The 26,571-nt window shown below is 35.2% G+C and carries 31 protein-coding genes and 1 pseudogene; 10 read left to right on the top strand and 22 right to left on the bottom strand.

All coding sequences use genetic code 11. From position 1 onward, the window contains the following. Nucleotides 1-80: 80 nt before the first annotated feature. The 5 genes from yunB to SH601_RS01915 form a co-directional block, all read right to left on the bottom strand. A complete protein-coding gene (yunB, locus tag SH601_RS01935) occupies nucleotides 81-869 on the bottom strand; it encodes a sporulation protein YunB (protein ID WP_319956537.1) in 789 nt (262 codons plus the stop codon). Between the two features lie 56 nt (nucleotides 870-925). After that, nucleotides 926-2,020, bottom strand: coding sequence for an HD-GYP domain-containing protein (locus SH601_RS01930; RefSeq protein ID WP_319956536.1), 1,095 nt, complete (start codon nucleotides 2,018-2,020; stop codon nucleotides 926-928). 86 nt (nucleotides 2,021-2,106) lie between these two features. After that, the gene (locus SH601_RS01925) at nucleotides 2,107-2,412 is read right to left on the bottom strand and encodes a YunC family protein (protein ID WP_319956535.1); all 306 of its coding nucleotides are present in this window, start codon (nucleotides 2,410-2,412) and stop codon (nucleotides 2,107-2,109) included. Nucleotides 2,413-2,522: 110 nt separating this feature from the next. Further along, nucleotides 2,523-3,905: a bifunctional metallophosphatase/5'-nucleotidase gene (locus SH601_RS01920; RefSeq protein WP_319956534.1), complete on the bottom strand. Its 1,383-nt coding sequence runs from the start codon at nucleotides 3,903-3,905 to the stop codon at nucleotides 2,523-2,525. Nucleotides 3,906-3,917: 12 nt separating this feature from the next. Then, the gene (locus tag SH601_RS01915; RefSeq protein ID WP_319956533.1) at nucleotides 3,918-4,748 is read right to left on the bottom strand and encodes a sulfite exporter TauE/SafE family protein; all 831 of its coding nucleotides are present in this window, start codon (nucleotides 4,746-4,748) and stop codon (nucleotides 3,918-3,920) included. A 427-nt stretch (nucleotides 4,749-5,175) separates the two neighbouring features. Here SH601_RS01915 and SH601_RS01910 point away from each other — a divergent pair, with 427 nt between their 5' ends. Next, on the top strand, nucleotides 5,176-5,775 hold the full coding sequence (locus tag SH601_RS01910) for a hypothetical protein (protein ID WP_319956532.1): 600 nt from the start codon (nucleotides 5,176-5,178) through the stop codon (nucleotides 5,773-5,775). A gap of 354 nt (nucleotides 5,776-6,129) precedes the next feature. Here SH601_RS01910 and SH601_RS17590 read toward each other — a convergent pair. From SH601_RS17590 to SH601_RS01855, 12 genes and pseudogenes are all read right to left on the bottom strand, one after another. Beyond that, nucleotides 6,130-6,255: pseudogene (locus SH601_RS17590) on the bottom strand (hypothetical protein); the annotation flags it as partial. Between the two features lie 22 nt (nucleotides 6,256-6,277). Beyond that, nucleotides 6,278-6,610, bottom strand: coding sequence for a DnaJ family domain-containing protein (locus SH601_RS01905; RefSeq protein ID WP_319956531.1), 333 nt, complete (start codon nucleotides 6,608-6,610; stop codon nucleotides 6,278-6,280). A 212-nt stretch (nucleotides 6,611-6,822) separates the two neighbouring features. Beyond that, entirely contained in the window at nucleotides 6,823-8,220 is a 1,398-nt protein-coding gene (gene sufB, locus SH601_RS01900; RefSeq protein ID WP_319956530.1) for a Fe-S cluster assembly protein SufB, read from the bottom strand. 32 nt (nucleotides 8,221-8,252) lie between these two features. Continuing rightward, nucleotides 8,253-8,705 (bottom strand): Fe-S cluster assembly sulfur transfer protein SufU, encoded by a 453-nt coding sequence (gene sufU, locus SH601_RS01895; RefSeq protein ID WP_319956529.1) that lies wholly within the window; start codon nucleotides 8,703-8,705, stop codon nucleotides 8,253-8,255. Next, nucleotides 8,695-9,915 carry a cysteine desulfurase gene (locus tag SH601_RS01890; protein ID WP_319956528.1) on the bottom strand — a complete coding sequence of 407 codons (1,221 nt, stop codon included), beginning with the start codon at nucleotides 9,913-9,915 and terminating at the stop codon, nucleotides 8,695-8,697. The genes sufU and SH601_RS01890 overlap by 11 nt, the downstream gene beginning before the upstream one ends. Continuing rightward, complete coding sequence (sufD, locus tag SH601_RS01885; RefSeq protein ID WP_319956527.1) at nucleotides 9,915-11,222, bottom strand: Fe-S cluster assembly protein SufD; 1,308 nt, start codon at nucleotides 11,220-11,222, stop codon at nucleotides 9,915-9,917. Before sufD ends, SH601_RS01890 begins: the two co-directional genes overlap by 1 nt. A gap of 15 nt (nucleotides 11,223-11,237) precedes the next feature. Next, nucleotides 11,238-12,023, bottom strand: a complete 786-nt coding sequence (sufC, locus tag SH601_RS01880) for a Fe-S cluster assembly ATPase SufC (protein WP_319956526.1) — start codon at nucleotides 12,021-12,023, stop codon at nucleotides 11,238-11,240. Nucleotides 12,024-12,303: 280 nt separating this feature from the next. Continuing rightward, the gene (locus tag SH601_RS01875) at nucleotides 12,304-12,444 is read right to left on the bottom strand and encodes a YuzK family famiily protein (RefSeq protein WP_319956525.1); all 141 of its coding nucleotides are present in this window, start codon (nucleotides 12,442-12,444) and stop codon (nucleotides 12,304-12,306) included. 200 nt (nucleotides 12,445-12,644) lie between these two features. Further along, a complete protein-coding gene (locus tag SH601_RS01870) occupies nucleotides 12,645-12,971 on the bottom strand; it encodes a thioredoxin family protein (protein WP_319956524.1) in 327 nt (108 codons plus the stop codon). Nucleotides 12,972-13,001: 30 nt separating this feature from the next. Beyond that, a complete protein-coding gene (locus tag SH601_RS01865; RefSeq protein ID WP_319956523.1) occupies nucleotides 13,002-13,361 on the bottom strand; it encodes a toprim domain-containing protein in 360 nt (119 codons plus the stop codon). A gap of 392 nt (nucleotides 13,362-13,753) precedes the next feature. After that, nucleotides 13,754-14,137, bottom strand: a complete 384-nt coding sequence (gene gcvH / locus SH601_RS01860; RefSeq protein WP_319956522.1) for a glycine cleavage system protein GcvH — start codon at nucleotides 14,135-14,137, stop codon at nucleotides 13,754-13,756. 38 nt (nucleotides 14,138-14,175) lie between these two features. After that, the gene (locus SH601_RS01855) at nucleotides 14,176-14,532 is read right to left on the bottom strand and encodes an arsenate reductase family protein (RefSeq protein WP_319956521.1); all 357 of its coding nucleotides are present in this window, start codon (nucleotides 14,530-14,532) and stop codon (nucleotides 14,176-14,178) included. A gap of 190 nt (nucleotides 14,533-14,722) precedes the next feature. Here SH601_RS01855 and SH601_RS01850 point away from each other — a divergent pair, with 190 nt between their 5' ends. The 6 genes from SH601_RS01850 to SH601_RS01825 all read left to right on the top strand — a co-directional run bounded on the left by SH601_RS01850 (nucleotide 14,723) and on the right by SH601_RS01825 (nucleotide 18,439). Next, complete coding sequence (locus tag SH601_RS01850) at nucleotides 14,723-14,974, top strand: hypothetical protein (protein WP_413775084.1); 252 nt, start codon at nucleotides 14,723-14,725, stop codon at nucleotides 14,972-14,974. A gap of 23 nt (nucleotides 14,975-14,997) precedes the next feature. After that, nucleotides 14,998-15,318 carry a spore coat protein gene (locus SH601_RS01845; protein WP_319956836.1) on the top strand — a complete coding sequence of 107 codons (321 nt, stop codon included), beginning with the start codon at nucleotides 14,998-15,000 and terminating at the stop codon, nucleotides 15,316-15,318. Between the two features lie 363 nt (nucleotides 15,319-15,681). Further along, nucleotides 15,682-16,089 carry a Fur family transcriptional regulator gene (locus tag SH601_RS01840; protein WP_319956520.1) on the top strand — a complete coding sequence of 136 codons (408 nt, stop codon included), beginning with the start codon at nucleotides 15,682-15,684 and terminating at the stop codon, nucleotides 16,087-16,089. Nucleotides 16,090-16,091: 2 nt separating this feature from the next. Then, on the top strand, nucleotides 16,092-16,472 hold the full coding sequence (locus SH601_RS01835; RefSeq protein WP_319956519.1) for a fluoride efflux transporter FluC: 381 nt from the start codon (nucleotides 16,092-16,094) through the stop codon (nucleotides 16,470-16,472). Continuing rightward, nucleotides 16,469-16,831, top strand: coding sequence for a fluoride efflux transporter CrcB (gene crcB / locus SH601_RS01830; protein ID WP_319956518.1), 363 nt, complete (start codon nucleotides 16,469-16,471; stop codon nucleotides 16,829-16,831). Before SH601_RS01835 ends, crcB begins: the two co-directional genes overlap by 4 nt. A gap of 462 nt (nucleotides 16,832-17,293) precedes the next feature. Continuing rightward, on the top strand, nucleotides 17,294-18,439 hold the full coding sequence (locus SH601_RS01825; protein ID WP_319956517.1) for a glycosyltransferase family 4 protein: 1,146 nt from the start codon (nucleotides 17,294-17,296) through the stop codon (nucleotides 18,437-18,439). Nucleotides 18,440-18,552: 113 nt separating this feature from the next. On the opposite strand, the gene SH601_RS01820 is transcribed toward SH601_RS01825, so the two are convergent. Next, complete coding sequence (locus tag SH601_RS01820; protein WP_319956516.1) at nucleotides 18,553-19,710, bottom strand: acyl-CoA dehydrogenase family protein; 1,158 nt, start codon at nucleotides 19,708-19,710, stop codon at nucleotides 18,553-18,555. 141 nt (nucleotides 19,711-19,851) lie between these two features. Between SH601_RS01820 and SH601_RS01815 the strand changes: the two genes are divergently transcribed. From SH601_RS01815 to SH601_RS01805, 3 genes are read left to right on the top strand one after another with little or no spacing between them, the layout of a single operon-like run. Then, entirely contained in the window at nucleotides 19,852-21,339 is a 1,488-nt protein-coding gene (locus SH601_RS01815; RefSeq protein ID WP_319956515.1) for a spore germination protein, read from the top strand. 7 nt (nucleotides 21,340-21,346) lie between these two features. Next, nucleotides 21,347-22,450 (top strand): GerAB/ArcD/ProY family transporter, encoded by a 1,104-nt coding sequence (locus SH601_RS01810; protein WP_319956514.1) that lies wholly within the window; start codon nucleotides 21,347-21,349, stop codon nucleotides 22,448-22,450. Continuing rightward, the gene (locus SH601_RS01805; RefSeq protein ID WP_319956513.1) at nucleotides 22,437-23,543 is read left to right on the top strand and encodes a Ger(x)C family spore germination protein; all 1,107 of its coding nucleotides are present in this window, start codon (nucleotides 22,437-22,439) and stop codon (nucleotides 23,541-23,543) included. Before SH601_RS01810 ends, SH601_RS01805 begins: the two co-directional genes overlap by 14 nt. Before the next feature lie 212 nt (nucleotides 23,544-23,755). Here the strand turns inward: SH601_RS01805 and SH601_RS01800 are convergent, their stop codons facing one another. From SH601_RS01800 to SH601_RS01785, 4 genes are all read right to left on the bottom strand, one after another. Beyond that, nucleotides 23,756-24,112 carry a response regulator gene (locus SH601_RS01800; protein WP_319956512.1) on the bottom strand — a complete coding sequence of 119 codons (357 nt, stop codon included), beginning with the start codon at nucleotides 24,110-24,112 and terminating at the stop codon, nucleotides 23,756-23,758. 27 nt (nucleotides 24,113-24,139) lie between these two features. Next, nucleotides 24,140-24,598, bottom strand: a complete 459-nt coding sequence (locus SH601_RS01795; RefSeq protein ID WP_319956511.1) for a chemotaxis protein CheW — start codon at nucleotides 24,596-24,598, stop codon at nucleotides 24,140-24,142. Nucleotides 24,599-24,628: 30 nt separating this feature from the next. Next, a complete protein-coding gene (locus tag SH601_RS01790) occupies nucleotides 24,629-25,096 on the bottom strand; it encodes a chemotaxis protein CheX (protein WP_319956510.1) in 468 nt (155 codons plus the stop codon). A 388-nt stretch (nucleotides 25,097-25,484) separates the two neighbouring features. Next, nucleotides 25,485-26,480, bottom strand: coding sequence for a siderophore ABC transporter substrate-binding protein (locus SH601_RS01785; RefSeq protein WP_319956509.1), 996 nt, complete (start codon nucleotides 26,478-26,480; stop codon nucleotides 25,485-25,487). Nucleotides 26,481-26,571: the final 91 nt, after the last annotated feature.

The raw sequence follows: 26,571 nt of genomic DNA, 5'->3' as shown, positions 1-26,571 counted from the left end.
TTGTTTAGTAGTCATTATAGTAGTTGAAATTATATATTATTTCTAAATATTCTGTCAAATGCAAAAATAGGAAATTAGAATTAGCGTAAAGTTGGGTCTATAGGAATAGATAAATCTGTTCCTTCTCCACCATCGTTATAATAATATGGTACTTCGCCTGGATAGAACACTTTTGTAACCGGGATATCCTGTACTACTCTAGCAGGTTCTGACGCAAAAGGAATGACTACCATCATCTCAACTGCAATATGAACATTCACATGGATATACGCACCATTTATGCCCGTTTCGACTATTTCACTAGTAATCTCTGTTGCTACACTTCCGATCACTTCCATATTGACAGGTACTTTAGGACCTAAATTAGCTAACACCGGAATACCTAGCGCTTGCCCAATTGGTACTTCCACCAGTAACCCTTTCTCTCTTACATCATCCAACAGTTCTTGTTCAGAAGGGTCTAGTTCCAACTCAACTTCAAGTGGTACACCTGTTTCTGGTCTTTCCCCCTTTTCTAATAATTTCAAAAAGTTTTCCACACGGTACTGTACATTGCGCTGGACACGATTCTCCACAACAGCATTAAAAATATAGTTTGTTACTCTTCCTTCTTCATCGTATTGTACTTGGATTAAGTCACCTGCTTCCAGGTCATCTGATAGTTTTTTGCTAACAGCAATCCCCATCGCCTGATTCGCAATCTGTTCAACACGAACTTTTGCATAATTCATCAAGACTGGTTTAATTCCTTCATTAACGATTAAAATGCTTACAATCATCACCACAATAAATATAAAAAAAGAAATAAATATTAACTGATTAACTGGAGGTGACCCCATCCTTCTTTTCTTATGTCTTCTTATTACCATAAAAATCCCCCCAATCTATTCTTATGATTGAGGAGACCTAATTAGATATATTATTTTCAATCCTGTTTGTGTAAATTGTCTGTGCTAACAATCGTTACATCCAATACATCTTTCATATCAAGATCATAAGGATTGACATTCCTATCATTTTCTTGCAGAATCCGAACTACTGGCCGGTCAAATAGCTGTCGATTTTGTCGTGCAACTACGCCTACTCTACCATCACTTAATTTTACTGTTAAGCCATTAGGATACAAAGCAACTGTTTTCTTAAATGTTTCGACTAAATGTTTATCAAACTGTGTTCCCGCTCCACTATATAAAATATCTAATCCTTCATGCGGTAACATTGCATCTCTATACACACGATTACTTGTCACAGCATCAAACACATCCGCTACACCAATTATTTTAGCAAAAGGATGTATCTCATTTTGCTGGATACCTCTTGGATAGCCCGAACCATCCATTCTCTCATGATGTTGGTAAGCACAATGAGCAACTAAAAGTGGTATATTATGCGCATGTCTCAATATTTCAAATCCATATTCCGTATGAGCCTGCACGATCTTCCATTCATCTTTTTCCAACTTACCTGGCTTATTAATAATTTCATCCGGTATCATTGTTTTACCTATATCATGTAATACTGCTCCTAAGCCGAGTTGTTCAAGATCGCTACTATTTACATGTAACTCCTGAGCTAAAGCAAGTGTATACATACTAACATTTAAAGAATGGGCAAATAAGTAATCATCAACAATTAATAAATCAGATAAATAGTGAATAACTTCCTCATTTTTGCTCAATTCTGTCGTTAATTCTTTCACTAAGACTTCTAATTTCACTGCTGCTTTTTCTAACAAATGATTACTATTCATCAAATAGTCTGACTTTACATTTTGAAATGTATGTTTAATTTGCTGGATTGCTTCTATTCTTTGTTCATCTGGTATAGGCGAGTGAATCAAAATATCGTCTGTATTTTCCTCTCGAATCACCGCATAGGTTATATTCATATTTTTTAACCGTTTGATCATAACTTCTGTTAACTGCATATTTGTTTGTACTAAAACTCGACCATGTTCATCATATACTGGTTTTGCTAATTCAACACCTGGTCTAATATTTTTTACTGGGACTACCCTCATTATCATACACCTAATTATATTATTTTTGATAAAATTTTATCAGAGATTGTCAGTTTAATCCACTATTTTAATCAATATTTCGACATTTATTTTACAATTTTCAATAAAGCTTCCTCTATTTCCATCCCTTCAAACCAACCATATTGTTTTGCATAATTCGTTATTTTATCTAATTTTGCTTGTTGTAATTCTGCTATTGTTTTTACTCCAACTGCCCGTCCTGCCACAATTGGACGGTCTTTCAAACGTTCATTTAATAATTCAACATCGAGTGCTCCACACATGACATATCCGATCTCATTGGTGATAACTAATAAATTAGTGTGAGGCAATTGTACAGAAATCGCCGTAAACGGATGACCTTTAATCATCACTGGTTTCATTTCCATCATAAAAAAACACACTCCTTTCCATATAAAATATGTTAGAAGTGTGTTAATGTTTACTGTTTATCACGAGACAGACATCCATAAAACCATCACTGACGGAATTTTCTCTTTATTTACTTTAATTCATCTACTAACAAGTCTCTCATAAACTCGGGTAAATAAAACTTTTTCGTTGTCGATCTAGCAATCTCAGGGAACATTTGACCAAAAGTAAACATATCTGGTGTAGCAAATGTGTATAGTCTCTCTCGATCAATTTCTTGACCATTGATTGATACAAGTTTCACACGTTCTTCACCTTGTTGATCTATTTCTGTATCTATTTCAATCCCACTAAAATGAAATGCTCCAATTACTTTACCACGAAATCCGAATCCTTTTAACTCAAACTGTTGCAACGCCTTATCTAACGTGCCACGAACTACTTCGATAATCTCTATCCCTCGTAATTTTACAGTGCACGGATTAATAGGATGTGGACAAATACGATGAATATCACCATATGTAACCTTTCCTTTTTCAAGACTTTCTAAAAGCAATCCTGCATTTAACATACTAATATCGGCTTTTGTCCAATCTTTTAATTTATCTGTTAATCTTTCAAGAATCGGTGTTGTCTCAAACCAGTCGACTGTTAAACCCTCATCCAAATAGGTCACTTCTTTTTCCAAAACAGTTTGTGCGGATTCATTTAATGTATCAAGCTGTTTAACCGTATGGATATCCTGCTCCACACTATCTGTTTGCACAGTAAATGCCTGTTTATTCACTATTTTTCCTTGATCATGATCCCAGCCTATGTGTACTTCTCCAATATATTTTCCGTACTTACCTGCTGCTGTTAGAAGGGTATTATTCACTTGTTCTCCATTCTTCAGTAAGTGATGTGTATGACCACCAATGATAAGATCGATTTCTGGATATCTTTCCGCAATTAATTGATCTTCAGAATAGCCTAAATGTGAGAGCAAAATCAGGATATCTGCATCTTTTTTCAATGCCTGTATTTCACGTGCTAAAAAATCATGTGGAAGCTCTACATTCCAGCCTAACGGATGATAAAAAGGATTAAAAGGAGCAGTTAGCCCAAATAATCTAATATGTAGATTACTTTTTGTTCGGATAGATATACTATCTTGTAACCAACTTGGCTTATCGTTATCTAATGGCTGTAGATTACTACATGTCACTTGAAATTTAGCTTGATCGTACAAATGAAAGAGATCATCATATTCCAGCGTAATCCCTTCATTATTACCAATTGTTGCAAAGTTAACCTCAGCATCATTTAATAACTCTATGTTTGCCTTGCCATTATAAGCTTCTGCAATTGGATGAAAACGATCAACGTGATCACCGATATCTATACGGTAACTATGTTCTCCATCTCGAGCATGCTGCAGTCTCTTACTGTTGAAATAATGAACAATACTCGGCCATTGTTCAAAGTGGCTGTGCAAGTCATTACAATAATAAAAATGTATATATTCGACCATAGTGGAATCCTCCTAAAACATACCTTGCCAAATTAAACGCAATCCTATAAATAGTACAACTGCCTTTAATAAAAACTCTATCGCTTTACTTGATAGTTGTTGATTAATTTTCGCTCCTACAATACCTCCTAATAACGCTCCTGGTATAAACGCCCAAACATATTGCCATTCAACATGACCTAGGATAATGTGTGTACCAGAACTAACAAAACTTAGCACAAAAATGATAAACATCGATGTCGCCGTTGCAATATGAGGTGGGAAATAGAATAAAATCATCATAGCGGGAACCATCAATGAACCTCCACCTATACCAAAGAAACCAGAAAGCATTCCGACTATAAAAGCTATTATAAATGCAATGATAGGTGAAAAGGAGTAGTGATATGTCGTCTCCCCTACTATCATTTCTCTGGCTACTTTATGTGATTTCACTTTGTCTACCTGACCATCAAGTTGTTTTGGCTCTTTTTTCAAAAAGAACATCGCAAAAATGATAATCATAAATATCCCTAAAAAGAGGGAAAACGTATCTGTTTCGACAAATTGATTCAGTAACGCTCCTACAATACCTCCAGGTAAACTACCTATAATAAAATAGAACCCACTTTTATAATCAATTTGCTTTCTTTTCGCATAGGCATATGTAGAAGAAAAACCCGTAAATATCATAATCACTAACGATATACCAACAATTGTACTAGAATCAGCCCAATCAAATAATGGTGTTGTTGTATGAAGAATTAACAAAACAGGTACAAGAATAACTCCGCCACCAAACCCTACAATACTTCCTAGGGCTGCGGATAGTAATCCAACTAATAAACAAATGAGAATAACCAAATGTACACCTACTATCTGTTGGTTTAAATTGTGTTGTAATATTACTCCTTTTCATTATAAACGTAACAATGATATTTATCCAATTGTGAATTTTATCGATCGCATATAGCAATAATTGAACAAAAAGTAATATATTGCCGAAATAACTTATGATATAATATTATCCGCATTTCAATTTTTGAAAAGAAAAAATTCAGATAAAAAAGGGGGAATTCTCTTCTATGAGACAGTAGTTAACAAGTTTTACTATTGTTATATGGTTGGTTCACATTTTTACTAAGTTATATTTGACTATACATATCAAGGCGTTAGCGTCCGTGATAAGCGAGAAAAACGGAATAACCATAAACAAAATACTGGTTGTTATCATAAGCTTCGGAAATAATTATTTATTATGATAACATCACTGAACACCAAGGAGGAGATCATGGAACTAACAAGTAAAGGGACAGGAAATATATTAAAGGCGTTGTTAACCATAGGAATAGTGCTTAGTGGCGTTTTAGTGTTTACATCATTTTTCGAAATTTATTATAATGATTTATTTGAAAGATCTTTAGTAAGAATAGATCGAATAGTCGCTTCCGTTTATTTGATTATATGGGTTATTAGTGCAATAACGTATTTGATTTGGATTTTTAAAGTTCATCGAGATTTAAGGAATTTTCATTCCAACTATCCAATAACATCAGGTGGCGCTCTCGCTAGAATATTAATTCCTATTTACAATATTTTTGGACTATGGAATGTATTCTCAACCATAGGCAACTATCTCAGAGAGCGTACTAACACAGCAAAGCATGCTAATATTATTCTTACTTTAATTCCATACTATTACATATTGTATTGGTTAACGAATATATTGAATCGATTAATTAGTAATGAGCAGGTCATTAACATCCATGTCATCATGTCGTCATATGTACTGGATACAGTATTAATGGTTGTTTATTTATACATGACTAAGTATATTTTCGAATCATTACAGATTATAAATAACGAAACAACATCAAACAATAATTCGTAAAACAATACTTCAAGCCAAAAAACACTGAAAAAATCTTATCGACTACTCATAACTTAAAAATATAATCCCCCTTGCCAGATCACATTCAAAATGGTGACAAGGGGGTATTTTAAATCAATAGTACCTATAACTAATCTCTCTGGTTTAAAATCGTATTATTCCCTCTTGTTTACTGAAGAGATATAATGTTCCACTGTTTTTGATAAAGCGAGACTTATCAGGGAGTTAGCTTCCGTTTATCTACCACTTAACTTCCTCGTTTTGACTTGAACCTTGAAGTGGGGGGATTACGGACGTTTGCACCGTGATAAAAAGATAACGACTCCGCACAAAAACTGCACGAACTCGTTATCGTCAAATTAAACATACACTAGCTAAATATCTCCACCCGGATTCTCCAATTGAGCCTTCCATTTTAAACTTGATCAAACGGTGCAACTCTGCTGCACATTCCATTGGAAGTTCTGTTGTGAATGGTTCTCAATCTGTTCTATACTCTTAACTACCAAATGCTTTTTGCCTTGTCGATATCTTGAAGGCTAATCACATTTTTTTGCATAGAAGTTGGACACATCGTATTATATTTAGCAATTTTCTTATTAATTACTTTCACCTCTGACTCAGATGTACACGAATGAACCAAGCTAGAGATTTCCTTTTGTAACCGCAACCATATTGGTAAGTAACCTGCATCTCGTGCTGTCTTTTGAAAATGTTGAAATGTATCCATTTGCAAATATTCTTTCGATAATGGTTTACCTTTTCCTTTGACACGATCTTTTTCTCCTGATGCTTCTAGAATATCTCCTATTAAATCATTGTATTCTCTATCCATCTAATCTCCTCTTTTCATATGATTTTCATTGAATTCATGATAAAAATGGTTTTTATTTGGATGCAATATTACAACAGAAAAAGCATTCTATACACTATATACATTACATAATCCGAAATGAATGTTAAATAATTTCTGGTTTTTAATGGATAATATTTAGTTTCGCTTGTAAAAAAACCCTTGTCACAAAAATATGACAAGGGTGTATTTTATTATCCAATTGAGCCTTCCATTTCGAACTTAATCAAACGGTTCATCTCTACCGCATATTCCATTGGAAGTTCTTTTGTAAATGGTTCAATGAAGCCCATTACGATCATTTCTGTTGCTTCTTCTTCAGAAAGACCACGGCTCATTAGGTAGAATAATTGTTCTTCAGACACTTTCGATACTTTCGCTTCGTGCTCTAATGAGATATTATCGTTTAGAATCTCATTGTAAGGGATCGTATCTGAAGTTGATTTATTATCCATAATTAACGTATCACACTCGATGTTAGAGCGAGCGCCCTCTGCTTTACGTCCAAAGTGAACCATACCAAGGTATGTTACTTTACCACCTTGTTTAGCAATTGATTTAGAAACAATCGTTGAAGACGTATTTGGTGCTAAGTGGTGCATTTTCGCTCCAGCGTGTTGGTGCTGTCCTTTACCTGCTAACGCAATAGATAACGTATTACCACGAGCACCTTCACCTTTTAGAATGATTGCAGGATATTTCATTGTTAATTTAGAACCAATGTTACCATCAATCCATTCCATTGTTGCATTCGCATCACATGTTGCACGTTTTGTAACTAGGTTGTATACATTGTTAGCCCAGTTTTGGATCGTCGTATAACGGCAATATGCGTCTTTCTTAACGAAGATTTCAACTACAGCACTGTGAAGTGAGTTAGTTGTATAGGTTGGTGCTGTACAGCCTTCTACATAGTGTACAGAAGCACCTTCATCAACGATAATTAATGTACGCTCAAACTGTCCCATATTTTCAGAGTTAATACGGAAATATGCTTGAAGTGGTGTATCAGCTTTTACGCCTTTAGGTACGTAAATAAATGAACCACCAGACCAAACTGCAGTGTTCAAAGCAGCGAATTTATTATCAGAAGCTGGGATTACTTTCCCGAAATATTCTTTGAAAAGATCTTCGTTTTCTTTTAGTGCTGTATCCGTATCTTTAAAGATAATACCTAGCTCTTCTAAATCTTCTTTTAAGTTGTGATAAACAACTTCTGATTCATATTGAGCAGATACACCAGCAAGATATTTTTGTTCTGCTTCAGGGATACCTAATTTATCAAATGTTTGTTTAATTTCATCAGGCACTTCATCCCAAGAACGTTCAGAACGTTCAGATGGTTTTACGTAATACGTAATTTCATCAAAATCTAATTCTGAAAGGTCGCCACCCCATTGTGGCATTGGTTTTTTGTAAAACTGCTCTAATGCTTTCAAACGATGTTCTAACATCCATTCTGGTTCTTCCTTCATGCGAGAAATTTCTTCTACAACATTTTTAGTAAGACCCTTTTCAGTACGGAAAATAGAAACATCTCTATCATGAAAGCCATATTTATATTCGCCTATCTCAGGTGCTTTTTTAGCCATATTATTACCTCCTAATTAGGATTTCTTTGTGCTTACTCATCTTCGTTCTCTTTATCCTCAGCGACAGCTTTTTCCATCGCTTTCCACGCCAATGTTGCACACTTAATTCTTGCAGGGAACTTAGATACACCTTGCAGTGCCTCAATATCCCCGAGATCGAAATCCACTTCTTCTACGTCTTCACCTAACATCATTTGCGAAAAGATATGAGACATTTGCAATGCATCATCCATATCTTTTCCTTTTATTGCTTGTGTCATCATTGAAGCGGATGACATACTGATGGAACATCCTTCACCTTCAAATTTAGCGTCTTTTACTTTGCCGTCTTCTATTTGAAGATGCAATTCAATACGGTCCCCACAGGTTGGGTTGTTCATATTGATTGTAATCGAATCATCATCCAATCCACCTCTATTTCGTGGGTTCTTATAATGATCCATAATTACCTGTCTATATAACGTATCTAAATTATCAAATGACATCTCCGAAATACTCCTTCGCTCGCCTTATTCCTTCAACTAAGCGGTCCACATCACTTTCATCATTATATAGGTAAAAGCTAGCCCTTGCTGTTGCTGTTACATCTAGCCATTTCATTAGAGGCTGTGCACAATGGTGACCGGCTCTAACGGCAATACCTTCCGCATCTAGTACTGTTGCTGTATCGTGTGGATGGACTCCGTCAATGTTAAAGGTTACCAAGCCTCCACGCTCTTTCGGTCCATAGATAGTAATACCATCTACTTCTGAAAGTTTTTCTTGTGCGTATTTCGTAATTTTCTGTTCGTGCTCTGCAATGTTATCCATACCAAATTCTGATAAGAAATCAATTGCAGCGCCTAAACCAATTGCTCCAGCGATAATCGGTGTACCACCTTCAAACTTCCAAGGAAGCTCTTTCCAAGTAGAATCATAAAGGTCGACGAAATCAATCATTTCTCCACCGAATTCAACTGGCTCCATCTTTTCTAAAATAGCTTTTTTACCATATAGTACGCCAACACCTGTTGGACCACACATTTTATGGCCAGAGAAAGCATAGAAATCACAATCTAAGTCCTGCACATCTACTTGCATATGAGGAATACCTTGCGCACCATCTACAACTATGATTGCTCCATGCTCGTGGGCAATTTTCGCTACTTCTTTAATTGGGTTAATTGTTCCTAACACATTAGAAACATGTGTCATAGCAACCATTTTCGTATTGTCTGAAACAGCGGAACGAACAGAGTCAAGCGTGATCGTCCCATCTTCTTCCATCGGAATATACTTTAATGTTGCTCCTGTATACTTAGCTACTTGTTGCCAAGGAATAATATTACTATGATGCTCCATTTGTGTAAGAGCGATTTCGTCTCCTTCTTTTAAGAAGTGACGAGCATATCCATACGCAACCATATTAAGTGCTGTTGTTGTTCCACGAGTAAAAATCACTTCTGCTGTAGAACGAGCATTAATAAATTGTTTCACCTTCTCACGAGCACCTTCATATTGATCTGTTGCTCTTGTACCAAGTGTATGCACACCACGGTGTACATTAGAATTATGGTTTCGATAATAAGCATCCATTGATTCTATTACAGAAATTGGCTTTTGTGATGTTGCTGCAGAATCAAGGTAAACGAGCGGATGCCCATTTACTTCTTGATTCAAGACTGGAAACTCTTCACGAATAGATTTAATCGTCATTAGTAGACTTTCCTTTCGATTACCTCAGTCAATTGCTCACGAACTGCTTCAATCGGAATTTCTTTAACAACTGGCGCTAAGAAACCATGAATAATTAATCTTTCTGCTTCTTGTTGAGAAATACCACGACTCATTAAATAATAAAGTTGATTTGGATCAACACGCCCTACTGAAGCTGCGTGACCAGCTGTTACATCATCTTCATCAATTAGAAGAATTGGGTTTGCATCACCACGTGCATCTTTATTAAGCATTAAAACACGAGACTCTTGCTCTGCATCTGCTTTAGAAGCACCATGTTCGATTTTACCAATTCCATTAAAGATTGAAGAAGCACTATCTTTCATTACACCATGTTGTAAAATATACCCTTGACTGTTCTTACCAAAGTGAACGATTTTCGCTGTATAATTCTGTGACTGGTTACCACGTCCTACAGATACAGTTTTTGCGTAAGAATAAGAGTTATCACCAAGTAAATGTGTAATGTTTTCTGATACGGTATTACCATCATTCATTTGACCAAGATTCCATTCAATTTTCGCATCACGATGTGCTACACCACGACGGTTTACATAGACAGTAGTACCTGATGCAAAATTGTCTACAGAACCAAAATTAATATTCGCATTATCGTGAGCAATTACTTCTGTCACGATATTTGCTACTGCACGCTCATCTGTATTTTGAGAAATATAATTTTCCACATATGTTAAAGAACTATTCTCTTCTGCTACGACAATAACATGATTAAAAGTAGCCGCTTCTGCATTTTCTTGCCAGAAGATTGCTTGTAGTGGTTCTTCAACTTGCACATTTTTCGGTACGTAAACAAACACGCCACCATTCATTAATGCAGTGTGAAGTGCAGTTAATTTATGTTCATCTACTTGCACAGCATCTTTCATATAATAACGCTCTACCAAGTCACTATGTTTTTGTAAAGCAGTTTGGATATCTGTTAAGATTACCCCTTTATCTGCTAAATCAGAAGCAAGTGACTGATATGCTAGTGATTGATTACGCTGGATAACAATGTTTTCACTATGGTTTTCCATATCTAAAAACACTTTTATATCTTCTGGTAATTCTGTTAATGAATTAATCGTTTCTCCATTAATATCATGTTTGTAATCGTCAAAATTCCAACGAACAATACTTGTTTTATCTGGTTTTGGCATGTCAAGTCCTTCTGCCAAATCTAAAGCTCGTAAACGAAGCTCTTTCATCCATTCTGGTTCATTTCTATTTTCTGAAAATGATCGAACATAGTCCTGATCATATGGCAGCTTAGTTTCCACAGTCATACGATACCTCCTACCTTATGCGTTTTGTCCAACAGTTTCATCTTCGATACCAAGTTCTTCCTTAATCCATTCATAACCTTCTGCCTCAAGGCGTTCTGCTAATTCTGGTCCTCCAGATTTAACAACACGACCATTCATCATTACATGCACTTTATCAGGTGTAATGTAATCTAATAGACGTTGGTAGTGTGTGATGATTAAGCAACCAAATGACTCATCACGTAGCTTATTGATACCTTTTGATACAATCTTAAGTGCATCAATATCAAGACCAGAGTCAATCTCATCAAGAATACCGATTGCTGGTTTAATCATCATTAATTGAAGAATTTCGTTACGTTTTTTCTCTCCACCAGAGAAACCTTCGTTTAGGTAACGCTGTGCCATGTTTTTATCCATTTCTAGATAATCCATTGCTTCATCCATTTCTTTGATGAATTTCATTAACGGAATTTCATCGCCTTCTTCACGATGTGCGTTAATAGAAGAACGAAGGAAATCAGAAGTTGTTACTCCACTAATTTCACTTGGATATTGCATAGCTAAAAATAGACCTGCTTGAGCACGCTCGTCTACTTCCATTTCTAATACATCTTCACCATCAAGTAAAATTTCACCTTTTGTTACTTCATATTTCGGGTGACCCATGATTGCAGATGCTAAAGTAGATTTACCTGTACCATTTGGTCCCATAACAGCATGGAATTCTCCACCTGTGATTGTTAAATTTACACCTTTTAATATTTCTTTACCTTCAATTTCAACATGAAGATCTTTAATTTCTAAAGTAGAACTCGCCATTGCTACATACCTCCAAAGCTTAAATGTTTTAATTTTGAAGTGGAATTATATCCATTCTCAATTTATTCTCATTACAATCTTATACTATTTCGAATGTAGAATCAACCATTTTAAATGTTATTTAGTATAGTTGATTAGATTCGATTTATATGCTTATTATATCACATTTTCTCTAACTATTTCGACAAGTTACACCCTAGGAAAATGTTATATGATAAAAAAAACAACAGTTACCTTTATATATAGGAAACTGTTGCTTCATCAGCATTCATATATTTTTTTATCTGTGAACTAATCGCTCTATATCTTGCACCGTTTTTTGGCTTTTCTTGTATTCTTCTTCTCTTTCTTGTTCAACTGTTAATCGTTTGGATAATTTTCGACTATATTCTGCATAGCCAATTCCGCGTGATTGTTGCATTGCTTTTTCCATCTCCGATGTGTAATGTAACTCCAGTTGGTCACTAATAGTGAATCAATCCTTTCTGTATTTTGACAATTATTATTGTAACACTTCATTATAAAGCGACCAAATAGCCTCAGAAAGAATCTATACTCACTTGTTACTATATATACTCATTCGTCAATTTTACGTTATATCTTCTTACAAATCGCTTGAATTTATTGCGAAATACTCTGTTTTTTCCATTCCGCTAAAATATCATGTAATTTTGTAACAGATTCAAATGCATATAAACGATCTAACACTACACCTGATTCAACTTTCAATAAAGCAGGTACACTTTCCACTTTATTATCCTGCATAAATTCTGGAAAAAAAGATGCATTCATTCGAAAAAATGCTTGCGTCTGATCTGCTTGTTCTAAAATGGATAACATTTTTTCCGCTAATTGACACGTCGCACAAAACGGTGTGTGCACAAAAATAAATTGTGTGCTGGCAGAGCTAGACACTTCAGACCAGTTATCTTTCGTTATGTCTAACATATAAACATTCTCCTTCTACCATTAATATTCCTATAAATAATCTGGATTAATCATAATATGTGAGGAAACTAATGCAACTGCCAATTCAGATTCAGGTGTTGCCGCTACCTCACGATAGGATTTATCTACGTAAATATGTGCTGCATGTGGTAATTCCTTTGATAATTGCTTCCGTAATTTTTTCCCAGCACTATCTTCATCAACTAAGATAAAGACATCACGATAATCCATATGAAAATTTTCTATAAGATGTTCTAATCGATCTACATTTATCGTACCATTTGTACAGACTATTTCCACTTCTTCATCCACTAACTTTGCCACTTTTTCTTTATCCGTTCTACCTTCCACTATAATTAACTTTAATTCTTGATTTAACAATTGGCTCACCTACTTCGTCAAAGTTCAAACCAAACCAACAGCTATTCTTTAATTACGGTGCCCTAAATAAGGGAAGTCTTACTCTATTGTATGGAAAAAAGCTATAAAGTTATGACAGTAGCGATAACAAAGATGATTTCCGCTATACTCAACCATTGAGTTACTAAACTATTCCTTAATAACCACTTGGTGGGGATACTTCTAATCCTTTTCTCTATTTGATCACATACAAGGATAAAAACATAGCACTCGCACATAAACTGCGAATGCTATCAAAGTAAGCCTTCAAGTAGAGGAAGCTTTAGACCCCCGCTGACTGTTAGCGACATTTATCAGGAAATTAGCATCCGTCTAGTCGTCTTGAAGTGTTTTGTTTTGGACGTTTACACCGTGATAAATAATTAATATTCACTTATTAAACGTTCGTAATCTTCTGCAGATAACAAATGATCTAAATCTGATTGATCATTAGGTTCTATTACAATCATCCACGCTTTTTCATATGGGGATTCATTTACTAATTCAGGACTATCCTCTAATTCACTGTTTACTGCTACGACTTTTCCAGTAACAGGTGCATATAGTTCTGACACAGTTTTGACAGATTCTGCACTACCAAATGGTTCATCTACTTTTACTTCATCTCCGACTTCAGGAAGTTCAATAAAGACGATATCTCCTAATTCAGACTGCGCATGATCTGTTACACCGATTCTTACTGTGTTATCTTCTTTTTTTAACCATTCGTGCTCTTTTGAATATAAATAATTTTCCGGTAAACTCATGTTAACTCCTCCTGTATCCCTGCTAAATTAATCGCTCTTTATTTCCATGCATTTTCAAAATCTTGTTCTTTAAACCCAACTGTCACTTGATCTTCACCAACTGTCAGTGGTCGTTTCATTAACATACCATCAGAAGCCAAATAGTCTAACATTTCATCCTCTGAAGCATCTTTCAATTTATCTTTTAAGCCTAATTCGCGATATTTCTTACCACTTGTATTAAAGAATTTTTTATATGGCAAATCGCTCTTATCAATTATTTTTTTTAATTCACCTTTTGTTGGTGGATTATCAACAATATGTATTGCTTCGTATTCCACTTCATTTTCATCTAGCCATTTTTTTGCATTACGACATGTACCACATTTGGGATACCAATAGAACTGAACTGTCATTCAGCATTCCTCCTCTTACTTCGTTGCTATTATTTTACCGAATAAGAGGAAGAAAAATCAACTAATCCAGTTGGCATATGATGACAATCACAAAACCGAATAGTTTTACCCGTATCTTGTAAAGCTAAAAATGGCTGTTCTACTAACTGGACAGCTCACCCTTATCCAAAATATAGAGGAGGTTAAAACAATGAATATGCAACAGCAAAATACGACTCCAATTATGGATCAACCACCAAAAATGATTAGTACGAAAGACCACTTATATTTAACAGATATGTTGTCTTGGAACTTAAACGCTAGTAAGAAGGCTCGTTTTTTTGCAGAAAATTGCTCTATCCCTGAAGTGAAGCAAGCAATTAATAAAGCATGTGAAATGCACGAAAAACATTATAATATCATTTTGAATCACTTGAAAGATAATAAAAAAACATTCATGTAAGGAGGTTAAACAGTATGCAACAGATGAATAATACCAAAGTACAAAATCCTGAAAAGCAAATCCCTACAACAAAATCAATGAATGACCGTGATTTTGTTAATGATATGCTAGCAACGGAAAAATATTTATCACAAAGTTATGGCAACGCGATGAATGAAGCGAGTAATCAAGTGCTATATCAAGATATTTTACACATCTTTGAAGATACACAAAACTGTCAGCGTGACTTATTTAATTTAATGTTCAAAAATGGTTGGTATAGCCTGGAAGAAGTATCAACTCAAACTAGCGAACAAAGCTATCAACAGTTTCAACAATATAAACAACAACTCCCAACACAATAACCTTTTCATTGAAGGCTAGTAGAACAGTTCGGCATGCATCTTGTCCAAATTGTTCACTAGCCTTCTTTTTGCTAAAAGGAAGCTTCCGTATTTTTCATCTCCCCATCACCCCGATAAAAACAGTTGTCGGAGTATGAATAGTAACTCACTGAAACTGGTAAGTAGTATTCATACTGTAAAAAGGTTTAAACATATCAGCATTTATGTGATAATATATTCAGAGGTATCTGTTATTTTTGGATCTTATTCATAAATCCTATTGTATGGTATCATGGTTAGGTTATTTTAATCGGAACCATTCTTGTTAAAACAATAATAACAAGTTAAAAATTAGAAAACATCGTTTAAAAACGGGGTGATCGAATGAACACAGGTGAAGCATTAACTATATTAAAAGAAAAAGGCTATAAGTATACAGATAAACGAAAACATATGATTGATTTCTTCGTTGGTGAAGATCGCTATTGCACCGCTAAAGATTTACAAGTATTTATGGAGCCTAGTTATGAAGGAATTAGTTTTGATACAATCTATCGTAACCTTCATTTATTTGATCAATTAGGCATATTAGAATCAACTGAGCTAAATGGCGAAAAGCATTTCCGTTTAAAATGTGCTCATCACCATCATCATCATTTTATTTGTAATAATTGTGGTATTACTAAAGAGATTCATCATTGCCCAATGGACAAAATCTCAGAAGAATTACAACAGTATATGATTGATGATCATAAATTTGAAATTTACGGTTTGTGTCCTACTTGTAGATAATGATGAATAAAGGGAAGATTTTCCTAGCAGTTGGAATTGGTGGAATGATTGGGGCGACGTTACGTTATGCGCTAGCACAAGCGATAACATTCACCTCCTTCCCACTTGCTACAGCGATTGAAAATGTAATAGGTTGCTTCGTATTAGCATATGTTACCTTTCATCCATTTATTAAAGGAAAGCTATCTAGTGAAGTATTTACAGCTATTACTACTGGAGTATTAGGTTCTTTCACCACCTTCTCCACCTTTATAGCTGAAAGTGTGTTACTCCTAGATCAACTCGAGTGGATGTTCCTTTATTTAGCCCTACAAACATTTGCTTGTATTGGATGCTGTTTTATCGGAGCAAAACTAGCAAAGCGTAAGGAGAAGGCAGCATGAATTATGCATTAGTAGCCATTGGTGGATTTATAGGTGCTATTCTTAGATATATGCTCAGTTTGCAATTTAATACAAGCAAATATTGGCTCCCTATTGGTACATTTATTGCTAATATAGTCGGTAGTCTGCTATTTGCATTTGCTTACTTATTTTATCAAGCAGATTTCCTTTCTAACTTGGCATGGAGTTTTATCGGCGTCGGATTGTGTGGTGCATTTACTACACACTCTACCTTTAATGTAGAAGTAATGAAATTAATCAATCAACAGCAATGGAAAAAAGCTTTTTTCTATTTAATCGGCTCCATTAGCGTCAGCTTCATTATCGTATTTACGATATGGAAAACAGTAACGATTTAAAAAAGGACTGCCTGCGGATCAGATACCTGATTGCGCAGGCAGTCCTTTTTGCATTTCCATTGTCTCATTCTAAAAACAAGAGTCGGCATTGATTCATGTTAGCTACTCGATGAAATGCGCTCACTCATTCTGATTGATGGATAGTGGATAACTTATCGCTACGTCAGAATACTCCGCTTTCACCCAGAGGGTGAAAGCGTAGGGTTTGGTTGGAGCTTATGCCAGCACTCATCATCAATAGAATGGGAGAAATTCTAGCCCACAGGAGACTCTCGTTTTTAGACTGCGTAAATGAGTATATGTTCTTCAACGTTTCCTTTTTTACTGTGATTAAATAACATGCAAGAAATCGCTTACCAATCGTGTTTAATTTTCTTTACAATCATTTTACGTTTTCCTGTTGTTCTTTACATTATTTCGACATATGTTTGAAGTAAGGAATAGTCCTAGGGGGGAGACATAATGAAAATAGCTATTTTTACTGATACTTTTCTTCCGGATGTAAATGGTGTTGCAAAAACGCTTGGACGGTTAACAAAGTATCTAGATCAAACGCAGCATTCATATATTGTAATTTCACCTAAACAAACAAGGAAAGAAATTAGCGCAGGGCAAATCTACCGCCAATCGAGCTTTCCTTTTCCACTTTACAAAGATTGTCGGATTTCTTTACCAAATACTATTCATCTTAAAGAACTTATTAAGCAATTCCAACCAGATATTATTCATGTAGCCACACCATTTTCAATTGGCTTAGCAGGACTACATTTTGCCAAGAAATATAATATCCCAATTGTCGGTTCCTATCATACTGACTTTGACCAATATTTGAAATATTACCATCTTACATTACTGTCTAAAGCACTATGGCGGTATATGGAATGGTTTCATCAACCACTTCAACGTATTTTTGTCCCATCAACAGTTACACGTCAACAGTTAGAACAAAAAGACTTCAATCATTTACAAGTTTGGCAACGCGGTGTTGACACAAGTGTATTTCATCCTAATTATTCTAGTGAGATAATTCGCCATAAATATAACATTAAAGAACGCTTTATTTTGAGCTATGTAGGCCGTTTAGCACCCGAAAAAAATGTTGATTTACTACCTACTATAGCGGAACGACTACCAACAGAATTACAAGATCAAATTCATTGGTTAGTTGTTGGAGACGGCCCTTCAAAAATTCATTTAGAAAATGAATGGCAAAAAAATGTTACCTATACTGGCTTCTTAGATCAAAAAGAAGTTGCTAATGTAGTTGCGGCAAGTGATTTATTTGTATTCCCTTCTGAGACAGAAACGTTTGGAAATGTTGTACTAGAAGCATTAGCAGCTGGAACACCTGCTGTCACAGCTAATGAAGGCGGGGTAACCAATATTGTTCAAGATAGCTTTACAGGAAAAATATGTGATGGTAATCAGGCAGATACATTTATTGATGCCATTCAATCAATTTTACGGAATGATGACTGGCGCTTACAATTAGAACAAAATGCCATCCGCTATGCACATAAACAAAGATGGGAAGATCGGTTTGAAGAATTGCTTTATAGTTATGAATTTGTTTTAGAAGAGTCTAAAAGCAAACAAAAACATGCTTAACGAGTACTTTTTTAGCAATAAAAAATACAAAATCCAAGCAACGATTTTGTGATATCTCGATAAAGTGAGACTTCGCTCAGGCGGAGTCTCACTTTATCCTGACACCCATTTCTTCAAGAAAGGGCTTCTTTTGCTAACAGTCCGAGGACCATATCATCCATTGGTGGATTATGAAGTCCTGCTCTTACATCACGGTAATACTGTTCAAATGGCATGTTTTTCGAAAGTCCTCTTCCGCCCACAACCCTCATAGCAAGATCCACAACTTCATTTGCTGTGTTTGTTGCTACTAATTTAACTGCCCCTAACTCTTTCATTAGTTGAGCACGCTGCTCAGGATAGTTATCCCACTTATCTGCCACACTATAAAGAAAATATCGTGCTTGTAATAATTTCAAATCGATCTCTCCTATTTTATTACGTACATGTTCCACTTCAGCAATTGGTTTATTTAAACTATTCGGCTGAAACTCCTTTGCAAATTGGATGACATCACGACGCGCTGCGAGGGCAATTCCTAAATAACATGCTGGTATATGTAATAACCATCCCTTTGGACCTGGTTTTTTCGGTTTATCATTCAATTCTACTAGGTTATCTTTTGGCACCCGCACATTCTCCAATAATAAGTCGTCGCTTCCTGTTCCACGCATCCCTAGCGTATCCCATGTTTTTTCCACATGAACACCTTCTGCTTCCTTTGGGATAAGAATCGAACCAACAGCATCCTTCTCTTTCACATATGCTGTTACAATATAATAATCCAATACAAGAGCCATCGTAGCAAACGTCTTTCTTCCGTTAATAATATATTCTTCTCCATCTAGTACCGCTGTCGTCTCCGGAATACCACCACGTGTCGGACTACCAGTAGCAGGTTCTGTTGCGCAACGATTAATTAACTTTTGATGCTGTCCTACTTCCTTCGCAATATAATCAAACTGTTCTGCGTTCCAAAGATTATCATCACTAAGTTCCTTCAATACACCTAAATGCCAACCAACAGATAACGCGGTTGCACCATCCCCTTCTGCTAGCTTTTCTTGCATAAGCAAAAACTCATATAGACTTAGCTCTTCTCCACCATATTCCTTTGGCAATGTTAATGACAAATACTTCTCCTTTTGTAAGTCAACAACATTTTCTATTGGTAGGCTTGCTTCCCTATCAGCTTGTTGTTTTCTAGCCTTTATTCTCTCTGCTATTCTCTCCACTTTACGGTATAGTGCTTCTTGGCGGTCATTCTGAATAAAATTATTAGTTACACTCATTCTTATCCCCCTCTCGTTTATTACTCATTAGCATACCGAATTCCTTTCTCAAACGCCATTAATCTACTTAAAAATCTTTGTATAGTTTATCAGTAAATTCACATACTATCGATAAACTTTTTTACAATGAGGTATACAGTGATGATCAGAAGAAAAAATCCTAAACAACCGCAGAAAACAGTAAATACACTAGATGAACTAATGGAGATCATGAAAGCTAGTGATGATTTCAATCATCATACATTCGGTAACACTAATAATATTGAATTATTTTACTACGAATCACTTATTAATCCAGAAAAAGTTGATGTGAATTTACTTGGAAAGTTAAAAGAAACTAATGTAGATCAATTGAACATATTAAAAAATTTATTACCCTTTTCAGAATCAGAAATTACGTCCGATTTGAATGATATCGAAGAAAAATTGCTAACTGGCTTCCTTGCTTTAAAGCTTAAAAATAATGATGAGCAAGCATTACTTCTTCCTGCTAAATTTGAGGTTGAAAGACAAGTTGATCAGCCTGAAATAGAGTTTAGTGTGCTAGGCCCAAAAATTGCATTTATTGAAGATTTGAATACTAATATTAACCTCATTCGAAAAAGATTAAAACTCCCACAATTACACACGAAAAGTTTTCAATCTGGGAAAATCACCAAAACAAATATTTCTGTTGTTTATATTGATGGGATCGCAAATCAAGAAAATGTAGATACGGTTATTCAACGAATTACTGCTATTGAATACGACCAAATCATGGATAGTTCTTTCATCGGTCAAATGATTGCTGACAATTCGCAGTCCCCCTTCCCGCAATTGATGGACACTGAAAGACCTGACAGAGTATGTAGTGCATTAGTCGAGGGGAAAGTCGCTATTGTAGTCGATGGCTCACCACATGTATTAATAGCTCCTACCTCATTAGTAGAATTCTTTGCATCTTATGAAGATTATTTTTTAACATGGCCAATAGCTAGTGCCTTCCGAATCATTCGAATTTGTGCGGTTATATTCTCTGTTCTCATCACCCCTATGTATGTGGCAGTCTTAACCTATCACTATCATATTGTTCCTGGTGATTTATTAGGTACATTGGTTTCTTCAAGAAAAGATATTCCATTCGCTCCGATTATTGAAGTACTTATATTGGAGTTATCAATTGAACTTTTACGAGAGGCTGGTGCACGGCTTCCAACAAAAATCGGTCAGACAATCGGTATTGTTGGTGGTATTGTCATCGGTACTGCAGCTGTTGAAGCAGGACTGACTAGTAATGTTCTGCTCATATTAGTCGCCTTAGCTGCACTAGCTTCCTTTACTACACCGATATACCGAATTGGTAATACAATTCGTTTAATTCGATTCCCCTTTATCATTTTTGCCCAACTTTGGGGTATTGTCGGAATCATAATTGGATTAATGTTTCTTGTTACTCATTTAATCAGGCTTACTTCACTCGGAAGACCATTTTTAACACCGTTATATCCACCAAGATGGAAAGACTTGAAGGATGCTATTATTCGTTTACCATTTCATCTGCAAGGAGAAAGACCAACCATCACATCACCACGGGATAAAAATCGGATTAACCTTTCTAGAACAAGTAATAAACATGGCAAACGAAAGTAGGGTTACGATGAATCTGCACAAACCAGATATAACACAAATAGTTTCACCTTTTTTGTTATTCTTTATCATTAATGCTACCCAAATTGGTGAGGGACTTTTAAGTTTTGAACGGGAAATCGCTGATATTGCTGGATATGACGCATGGATTACTACGATTATTAGTGGGTTGTTAACAACGGTTGTCATTGTTATTATATGGAAAATAATAACAGATGAACAAACTGATTGGATTACTATTCATCACTCCATATTTGGCAAGATAATCGGAAATTGTCTAACCATCCTATTCGGCTTATACGCATTGCTTGTCTCTATCATTGTGCTCATTTCGTATATCGAAATAATTCAAATCTGGTTTTTTCCTGATATGTCGATTGTTCTATTCTTGTCCCTGTTGTTTATTTTAGTACTATATATTTGTTTAGGAGGTTTTCGAATAGTAGTTGGGTTTGCCTTTTTCAGCTTTTTTATTACCTCATTTTTAGCAGTATTTAAATACAAAGGATTTGTAGATGGAAATTTCTCTAATATATTCCCACTGTTCAATACACCAATTCAGGATATAATAAGAGCTTTAGAACCTATGTCTTTTAGTTTTTTAGGTATTGAATTAATACTTATTTATGCACCATTCATCAAACGATTTAAATCTGGTTTAAAATGGGCTATAGGCGGGAACCTTCTGTCTTCATTTACTTATCTAATGTCCGCCATTATTATTTTCATGTATTATAACGAACAGCAAATTCAAACCATCTCCTGGCCAACACTCCAATTAATGAAAGTAATTAATTTACCAATCGTGGAAAGATTCGAATATTTAGGTATCAGCTTGCACTTTATTGCTATTATCGCGACTTCTTGCTTATATTTTTGGTCTAGCATTCAATGTTTTCAAAGGATAACACCGTTCAAACTCCGGACAATCGGGATCATTTTCGCTCTTATCGGTGTCTTCTCTGTTTATTTTATTAATAATTTCCTAATTATTGATTTAGTTAGTCACTTAATATCGCGAATTGGATTAATTGTTTTGTTTGCTTATATCCCACTGCTATTCATTATCAAAAAAGTAATAGAAGGAGTGAAATCTAAAAATGCAAAAAATTAGATTGATACCACTTGTTCTCAGTTTTATCCTTTTAGTTGGTTGTATTCAAACAAAAGTGTTGGATGATATCGAATTAATTATGGCGATTGGATATGATTGGAATGCAGATAATAAAACATATACCGGTACTGCCATCGCTCCAATATTTGGGGCAAGTGAAGATAATGCAGATATGGGGAAAAACGTCCAATATACCGGCGAAGCAAAAACATTTCAAGAAATAAATGCAAGAATTCAAACACAAGCTCCCTTTACAATAGAAGTTGGTAATCTAGCAGATATTTTATTTGGGGAAGCACTAGCAAAGGAAGGGGTTAGCGATATACTCGAAGGAATCAATGAAGATCCTTCTATTGGTCGTGACTTAAACCTTGCAGTTGTAAGTGGAAATGCAGAAGATTTACTTAAAAATGCCCCTATTCTTGAACTAACGTTATCAAGATTTATTGAAAAGTTAATTAAAAATAACAATAAAAATAACATTCCCAGGATGAATTTACATGATTTTAATTATAGATTAGCCGGAGAGGGAATGGATCCATTTCTCCCGATTATCCAGTATAGCAATACATCCGTCGACATTATTGGATTAGCCTTGATGAAACATGATCAATTTGTAGACCAACTACCTATTGACCAATTTTTTATTTTTAGTTTATTGTATGAAGATTCTAAAGACCATACGTATGAATTTTATTGGGATGAAGAAAAACAAGCAGTTTCCATAGGCTCTATCTATTCTAAGCATAGCATTGATTGGAAATCTGACAACGAAGTGGAGATTCAAGTAGCGATTTACGGAACATTAGCTGAATCTAATCAAATAGGAATGCAATCAGCAACAGAAAAACAACGATTAGAACAAGCTGTATCCAAAGACCTTGAACAAAAAGGCAAAGAATTAACTAAATTCTTGCAACAACTAGACATTGATCCTTTGATGATCGGAGATTCTGCTAGTAATCATTTTAGAGATTGGGATAAAGAAGAATGGAAAAAGCAATATCCTAAAATTACTATTACACCTAACATCGACTTTAACTTAGAGTTCAGTAATATTAAAAAGAGGCCAGGACAAAGAAGTAATTATTAGATAAAAGATTCGAACATTAAGGCATCATTACACCTATCACATCTAATTGTACAGGTCCTCTATCTTCCTATTTCACTCAGTCCTATCCTCTTCATGTATCAACGTGCACCAAACCATTAAATTTCCACATAATGGGTTGAATAATAAACTTCCTGATACGTTTCACTAATAAGCAGTGGGAGTCTAATTCTTCCACTGCTTAAAGTCTCACTTTATAATAATTTATCCAGCGTTTCTTTTACACGTTCTTCTGTAAATGGTTTTACAATAAAATCAGTTGCTCCTGCTTTTATCGCATCAAGAACCATTTGTTGTTGTCCCATTGCTGAGCACATAATAATGGTAGCATTAGCATCCTTACTTTTAATTTCTTTCGTAGCTTCTACCCCATTCATTTCTGGCATGGTAATATCCATCGATACAATGTCAGGTTGTAGCTCTTCATATAACTCAGTAGCTTGACGACCATTTTCAGCCTCACCTACTACCTCATGTCCTAAATTTGTAAAAATATTTTTTAATTGCATACGCATAAATGCTGCATCATCTACAATTACTACTCTTGCCAAGATGAATTCCTCCCGTTACTTCTCACGTTATTCTTTATTTACGACTTGCTGTACTTCTTCAATTTGGTCAAGGTTTAGCACATAGTCAAGATCCAGCAATAGTAACATGCCACGATCTTGTAATTTTGCAACACCTTTAATATAACGATAGTCTACCCCTTTAACTAATTCAGGAGCATCTTCGACTACATCTGATGGAATATCAATTACATCTGTTGCTTCATCTACAATTAACCCTACCGTTACATCCTTCACACTCGCAATAAGCACTCGCGTCTGTTCTGTCGGCTCACTTTCCTGCAGACCAAGTCTTGTACGCAAATCTATGATCGGTGTAACATTTCCTCGTAAATTAATAATCCCTTTAATAAAATCAGAAGTTTGTGGTAATGAGACTATTTCTTCTAGTTTTTCAATGGAGCGAATTTGACTAATATTAGCTCCGTATTCCTGATTATTCAACTTAAAAATAATTGTTTTTTCCATAGTTGTTTCCACTTTATTCTCACCAGCCTTCTATTGATTTAATAGTAGAGACATTGTCATTTCACCTACATTTGGATACTGAATGTCCACTTGAAGTACTCGCTTAAAACCAGTTAACTTGGCATTTCCACTAATAATAGTAGGATGCGTAATATCTGTTGTAATCCCGGCATTAGCTAAATGCGTGGATAATCCACCAGCTAACATATTACCAAGTTCACCTGAGAAAGAGTCTAACATTTCCTCGGACAATTGCATCCCATATAAAGCTTCGCCAATTGCGCCAAATACTTGATGATTAGCCTGAATAAGTAAATCCCCTTTAAACGATCCACTATATCCAATCAACACTCCATATTCCACATGCAATGGATTCGTCGTCAATTTAGGTGAATCAAATTGATGCTCTACTGGCACAACATTCTTGATGCTTTGAACAGAGCCATTGTATAATTCCTTGATGATTTCATTCCCATTAACTTCCGTAGATAATGCCATTAAAAATTCTCCTTACCTAGTCATATTTAATCATCACTCATATACCATAATACCTAATACTTACGAATTACACAACCACAGCATCTACGAAGAATGAAAAAATCTCTGCATTTACAAATTATATCATAGATAATTACGTATTTTTTTGGTCATAACTTATTTTCTACCAATTAATTTATCATACGGTCTATTTATTTATAGTCCTAGCTTCCACACCAAAAATATAACTTACATGAACTAAACCGTTATTCATGTAAACTAAATGGAAGTGCATCCGTTTAGTTATCGGAAAAAGTGCACTCATCTAAACTATGATAGTAGCAACACAAAAAAGAGCTACCTGCACAATCAGATATCTGATCGCTTAGGCAGCTCCTATTTTTTGCAACTATTCTTGTATTCCATCCCTTACTTCTGTCACCATTTCTCTAACTGATTCTGTTCCACCACCAGAGATATACCAGAAGTTTGGATCTAAGTAAATAACTTTATCATTTTTCGCAGCGTTTGTACCATTAACAAGGTCATTATCTAACGTTTTTTGTGCAGAATCTTCTCCACCTACAATCGCATTACGATCAATAACAAATAAGTAATCTGGATTTTTTTCTGCAATATACTCAAAACTTACATTTTGACCATGTGTTGCTACTTCAATATTTTCATCTGCTTGAGGTAGCCCTAATTCATCATGGATCCAACCAAATCGAGAACCAGCGCCATACGCACTAACACTTCCATCATTTGTTAGTACAATTAATGCTTTACCATCTGTTTCTTTTGTTGTTTCTTCTACATCATTTACAACATCTTCTACTTCAGCAATTTTTGCTTGAACTTCATCTTCTTTATTGAAGATTTGACCTAAGATCTCTACATTTGATTCAAATGATGTCATATAATCTGCTGTATCTACACCCATGAAGATAGTAGGAGCTAACTCAGATAATTCATCATACATTTCACCTTGACGACCAGAGATAATAATTAGATCCGGATCAAGAATAGCAAGCGCCTCAAAATCAGGCTCTTTTAACCCACCGACATTGGTATACTCATCAGACTCATATTGTTCTAAATGTGGAGGTAGATTACTTTGTGGAACTCCAGCCACATCAATATCAAGTTCTTTTAATGTTTCTAACACACCATAGTCAAAAACTACAACTTTCTCTGGATTTACAGGTACAGTTGTTTCACCTAGTTCGTGATTTACAACGATCTCTGTATCTTCTGCATCACTTGAATCAGTGTCTGCACTTGCACTTTCTTCTGATTGGTTCTGGTCTTCTGTTGTTTCTGCGCCACTTTCGTTATCTGCTCCACACGCGGTGATAAAAGCAAGCATGGCTATGAAAGATAAAAAGAAAATAAAATTCTTCATTATTTACACTCCTCATGTATATTTTTATGTTTTTACTATGAACCCTTCATCTTAAGCTATCATGTTAATGGGCCCTACTAACATGCTTGTT

This window comes from Gracilibacillus pellucidus (assembly GCF_033949965.1).
In the GTDB taxonomy this organism is placed as follows: Bacteria; Bacillota; Bacilli; order Bacillales; family Amphibacillaceae; genus Gracilibacillus; species Gracilibacillus pellucidus.
The sequence above is the reverse complement of the archived record's forward strand: the minus strand, read 5'-3'. Positions and strand labels throughout refer to the sequence as shown.

Coding starts and splice junctions, on each gene's coding strand:
- SH601_RS01825 (WP_319956517.1), top strand. CDS start 17,294: ATGAAAATAGCTATTTTTACTGATACTTTTCTTCCGGATGTAAATGGT.
- SH601_RS01875 (WP_319956525.1), bottom strand. CDS start 12,444: ATGCAACAATCACGCGGAATTGGCTATGCAGAATATAGTCGAAAATTA.
- SH601_RS01795 (WP_319956511.1), bottom strand. CDS start 24,598: ATGGAAAAAACAATTATTTTTAAGTTGAATAATCAGGAATACGGAGCT.
- SH601_RS01790 (WP_319956510.1), bottom strand. CDS start 25,096: ATGGCATTATCTACGGAAGTTAATGGGAATGAAATCATCAAGGAATTA.
- SH601_RS01930 (WP_319956536.1), bottom strand. CDS start 2,020: ATGAGGGTAGTCCCAGTAAAAAATATTAGACCAGGTGTTGAATTAGCA.
- sufB (WP_319956530.1), bottom strand. CDS start 8,220: ATGGCTAAAAAAGCACCTGAGATAGGCGAATATAAATATGGCTTTCAT.
- SH601_RS01925 (WP_319956535.1), bottom strand. CDS start 2,412: ATGATGGAAATGAAACCAGTGATGATTAAAGGTCATCCGTTTACGGCG.
- SH601_RS01805 (WP_319956513.1), top strand. CDS start 22,437: ATGCAAAAAATTAGATTGATACCACTTGTTCTCAGTTTTATCCTTTTA.
- yunB (WP_319956537.1), bottom strand. CDS start 869: ATGGTAATAAGAAGACATAAGAAAAGAAGGATGGGGTCACCTCCAGTT.
- SH601_RS01890 (WP_319956528.1), bottom strand. CDS start 9,915: ATGACGATTAAATCTATTCGTGAAGAGTTTCCAGTCTTGAATCAAGAA.
- SH601_RS01835 (WP_319956519.1), top strand. CDS start 16,092: ATGAATAAAGGGAAGATTTTCCTAGCAGTTGGAATTGGTGGAATGATT.
- SH601_RS01810 (WP_319956514.1), top strand. CDS start 21,347: ATGAATCTGCACAAACCAGATATAACACAAATAGTTTCACCTTTTTTG.
- SH601_RS01840 (WP_319956520.1), top strand. CDS start 15,682: ATGAACACAGGTGAAGCATTAACTATATTAAAAGAAAAAGGCTATAAG.
- SH601_RS01870 (WP_319956524.1), bottom strand. CDS start 12,971: ATGTTAGACATAACGAAAGATAACTGGTCTGAAGTGTCTAGCTCTGCC.
- SH601_RS01850 (WP_413775084.1), top strand. CDS start 14,723: ATGAATATGCAACAGCAAAATACGACTCCAATTATGGATCAACCACCA.
- SH601_RS01820 (WP_319956516.1), bottom strand. CDS start 19,710: ATGAGTGTAACTAATAATTTTATTCAGAATGACCGCCAAGAAGCACTA.
- SH601_RS01785 (WP_319956509.1), bottom strand. CDS start 26,480: ATGAAGAATTTTATTTTCTTTTTATCTTTCATAGCCATGCTTGCTTTT.
- sufU (WP_319956529.1), bottom strand. CDS start 8,705: ATGTCATTTGATAATTTAGATACGTTATATAGACAGGTAATTATGGAT.
- SH601_RS01905 (WP_319956531.1), bottom strand. CDS start 6,610: ATGGATAGAGAATACAATGATTTAATAGGAGATATTCTAGAAGCATCA.
- gcvH (WP_319956522.1), bottom strand. CDS start 14,137: ATGAGTTTACCGGAAAATTATTTATATTCAAAAGAGCACGAATGGTTA.
- SH601_RS01845 (WP_319956836.1), top strand. CDS start 14,998: ATGAATAATACCAAAGTACAAAATCCTGAAAAGCAAATCCCTACAACA.
- SH601_RS01910 (WP_319956532.1), top strand. CDS start 5,176: ATGGAACTAACAAGTAAAGGGACAGGAAATATATTAAAGGCGTTGTTA.
- sufD (WP_319956527.1), bottom strand. CDS start 11,222: ATGACTGTGGAAACTAAGCTGCCATATGATCAGGACTATGTTCGATCA.
- SH601_RS01815 (WP_319956515.1), top strand. CDS start 19,852: ATGATCAGAAGAAAAAATCCTAAACAACCGCAGAAAACAGTAAATACA.
- sufC (WP_319956526.1), bottom strand. CDS start 12,023: ATGGCGAGTTCTACTTTAGAAATTAAAGATCTTCATGTTGAAATTGAA.
- crcB (WP_319956518.1), top strand. CDS start 16,469: ATGAATTATGCATTAGTAGCCATTGGTGGATTTATAGGTGCTATTCTT.
- SH601_RS01855 (WP_319956521.1), bottom strand. CDS start 14,532: ATGACAGTTCAGTTCTATTGGTATCCCAAATGTGGTACATGTCGTAAT.
- SH601_RS01920 (WP_319956534.1), bottom strand. CDS start 3,905: ATGGTCGAATATATACATTTTTATTATTGTAATGACTTGCACAGCCAC.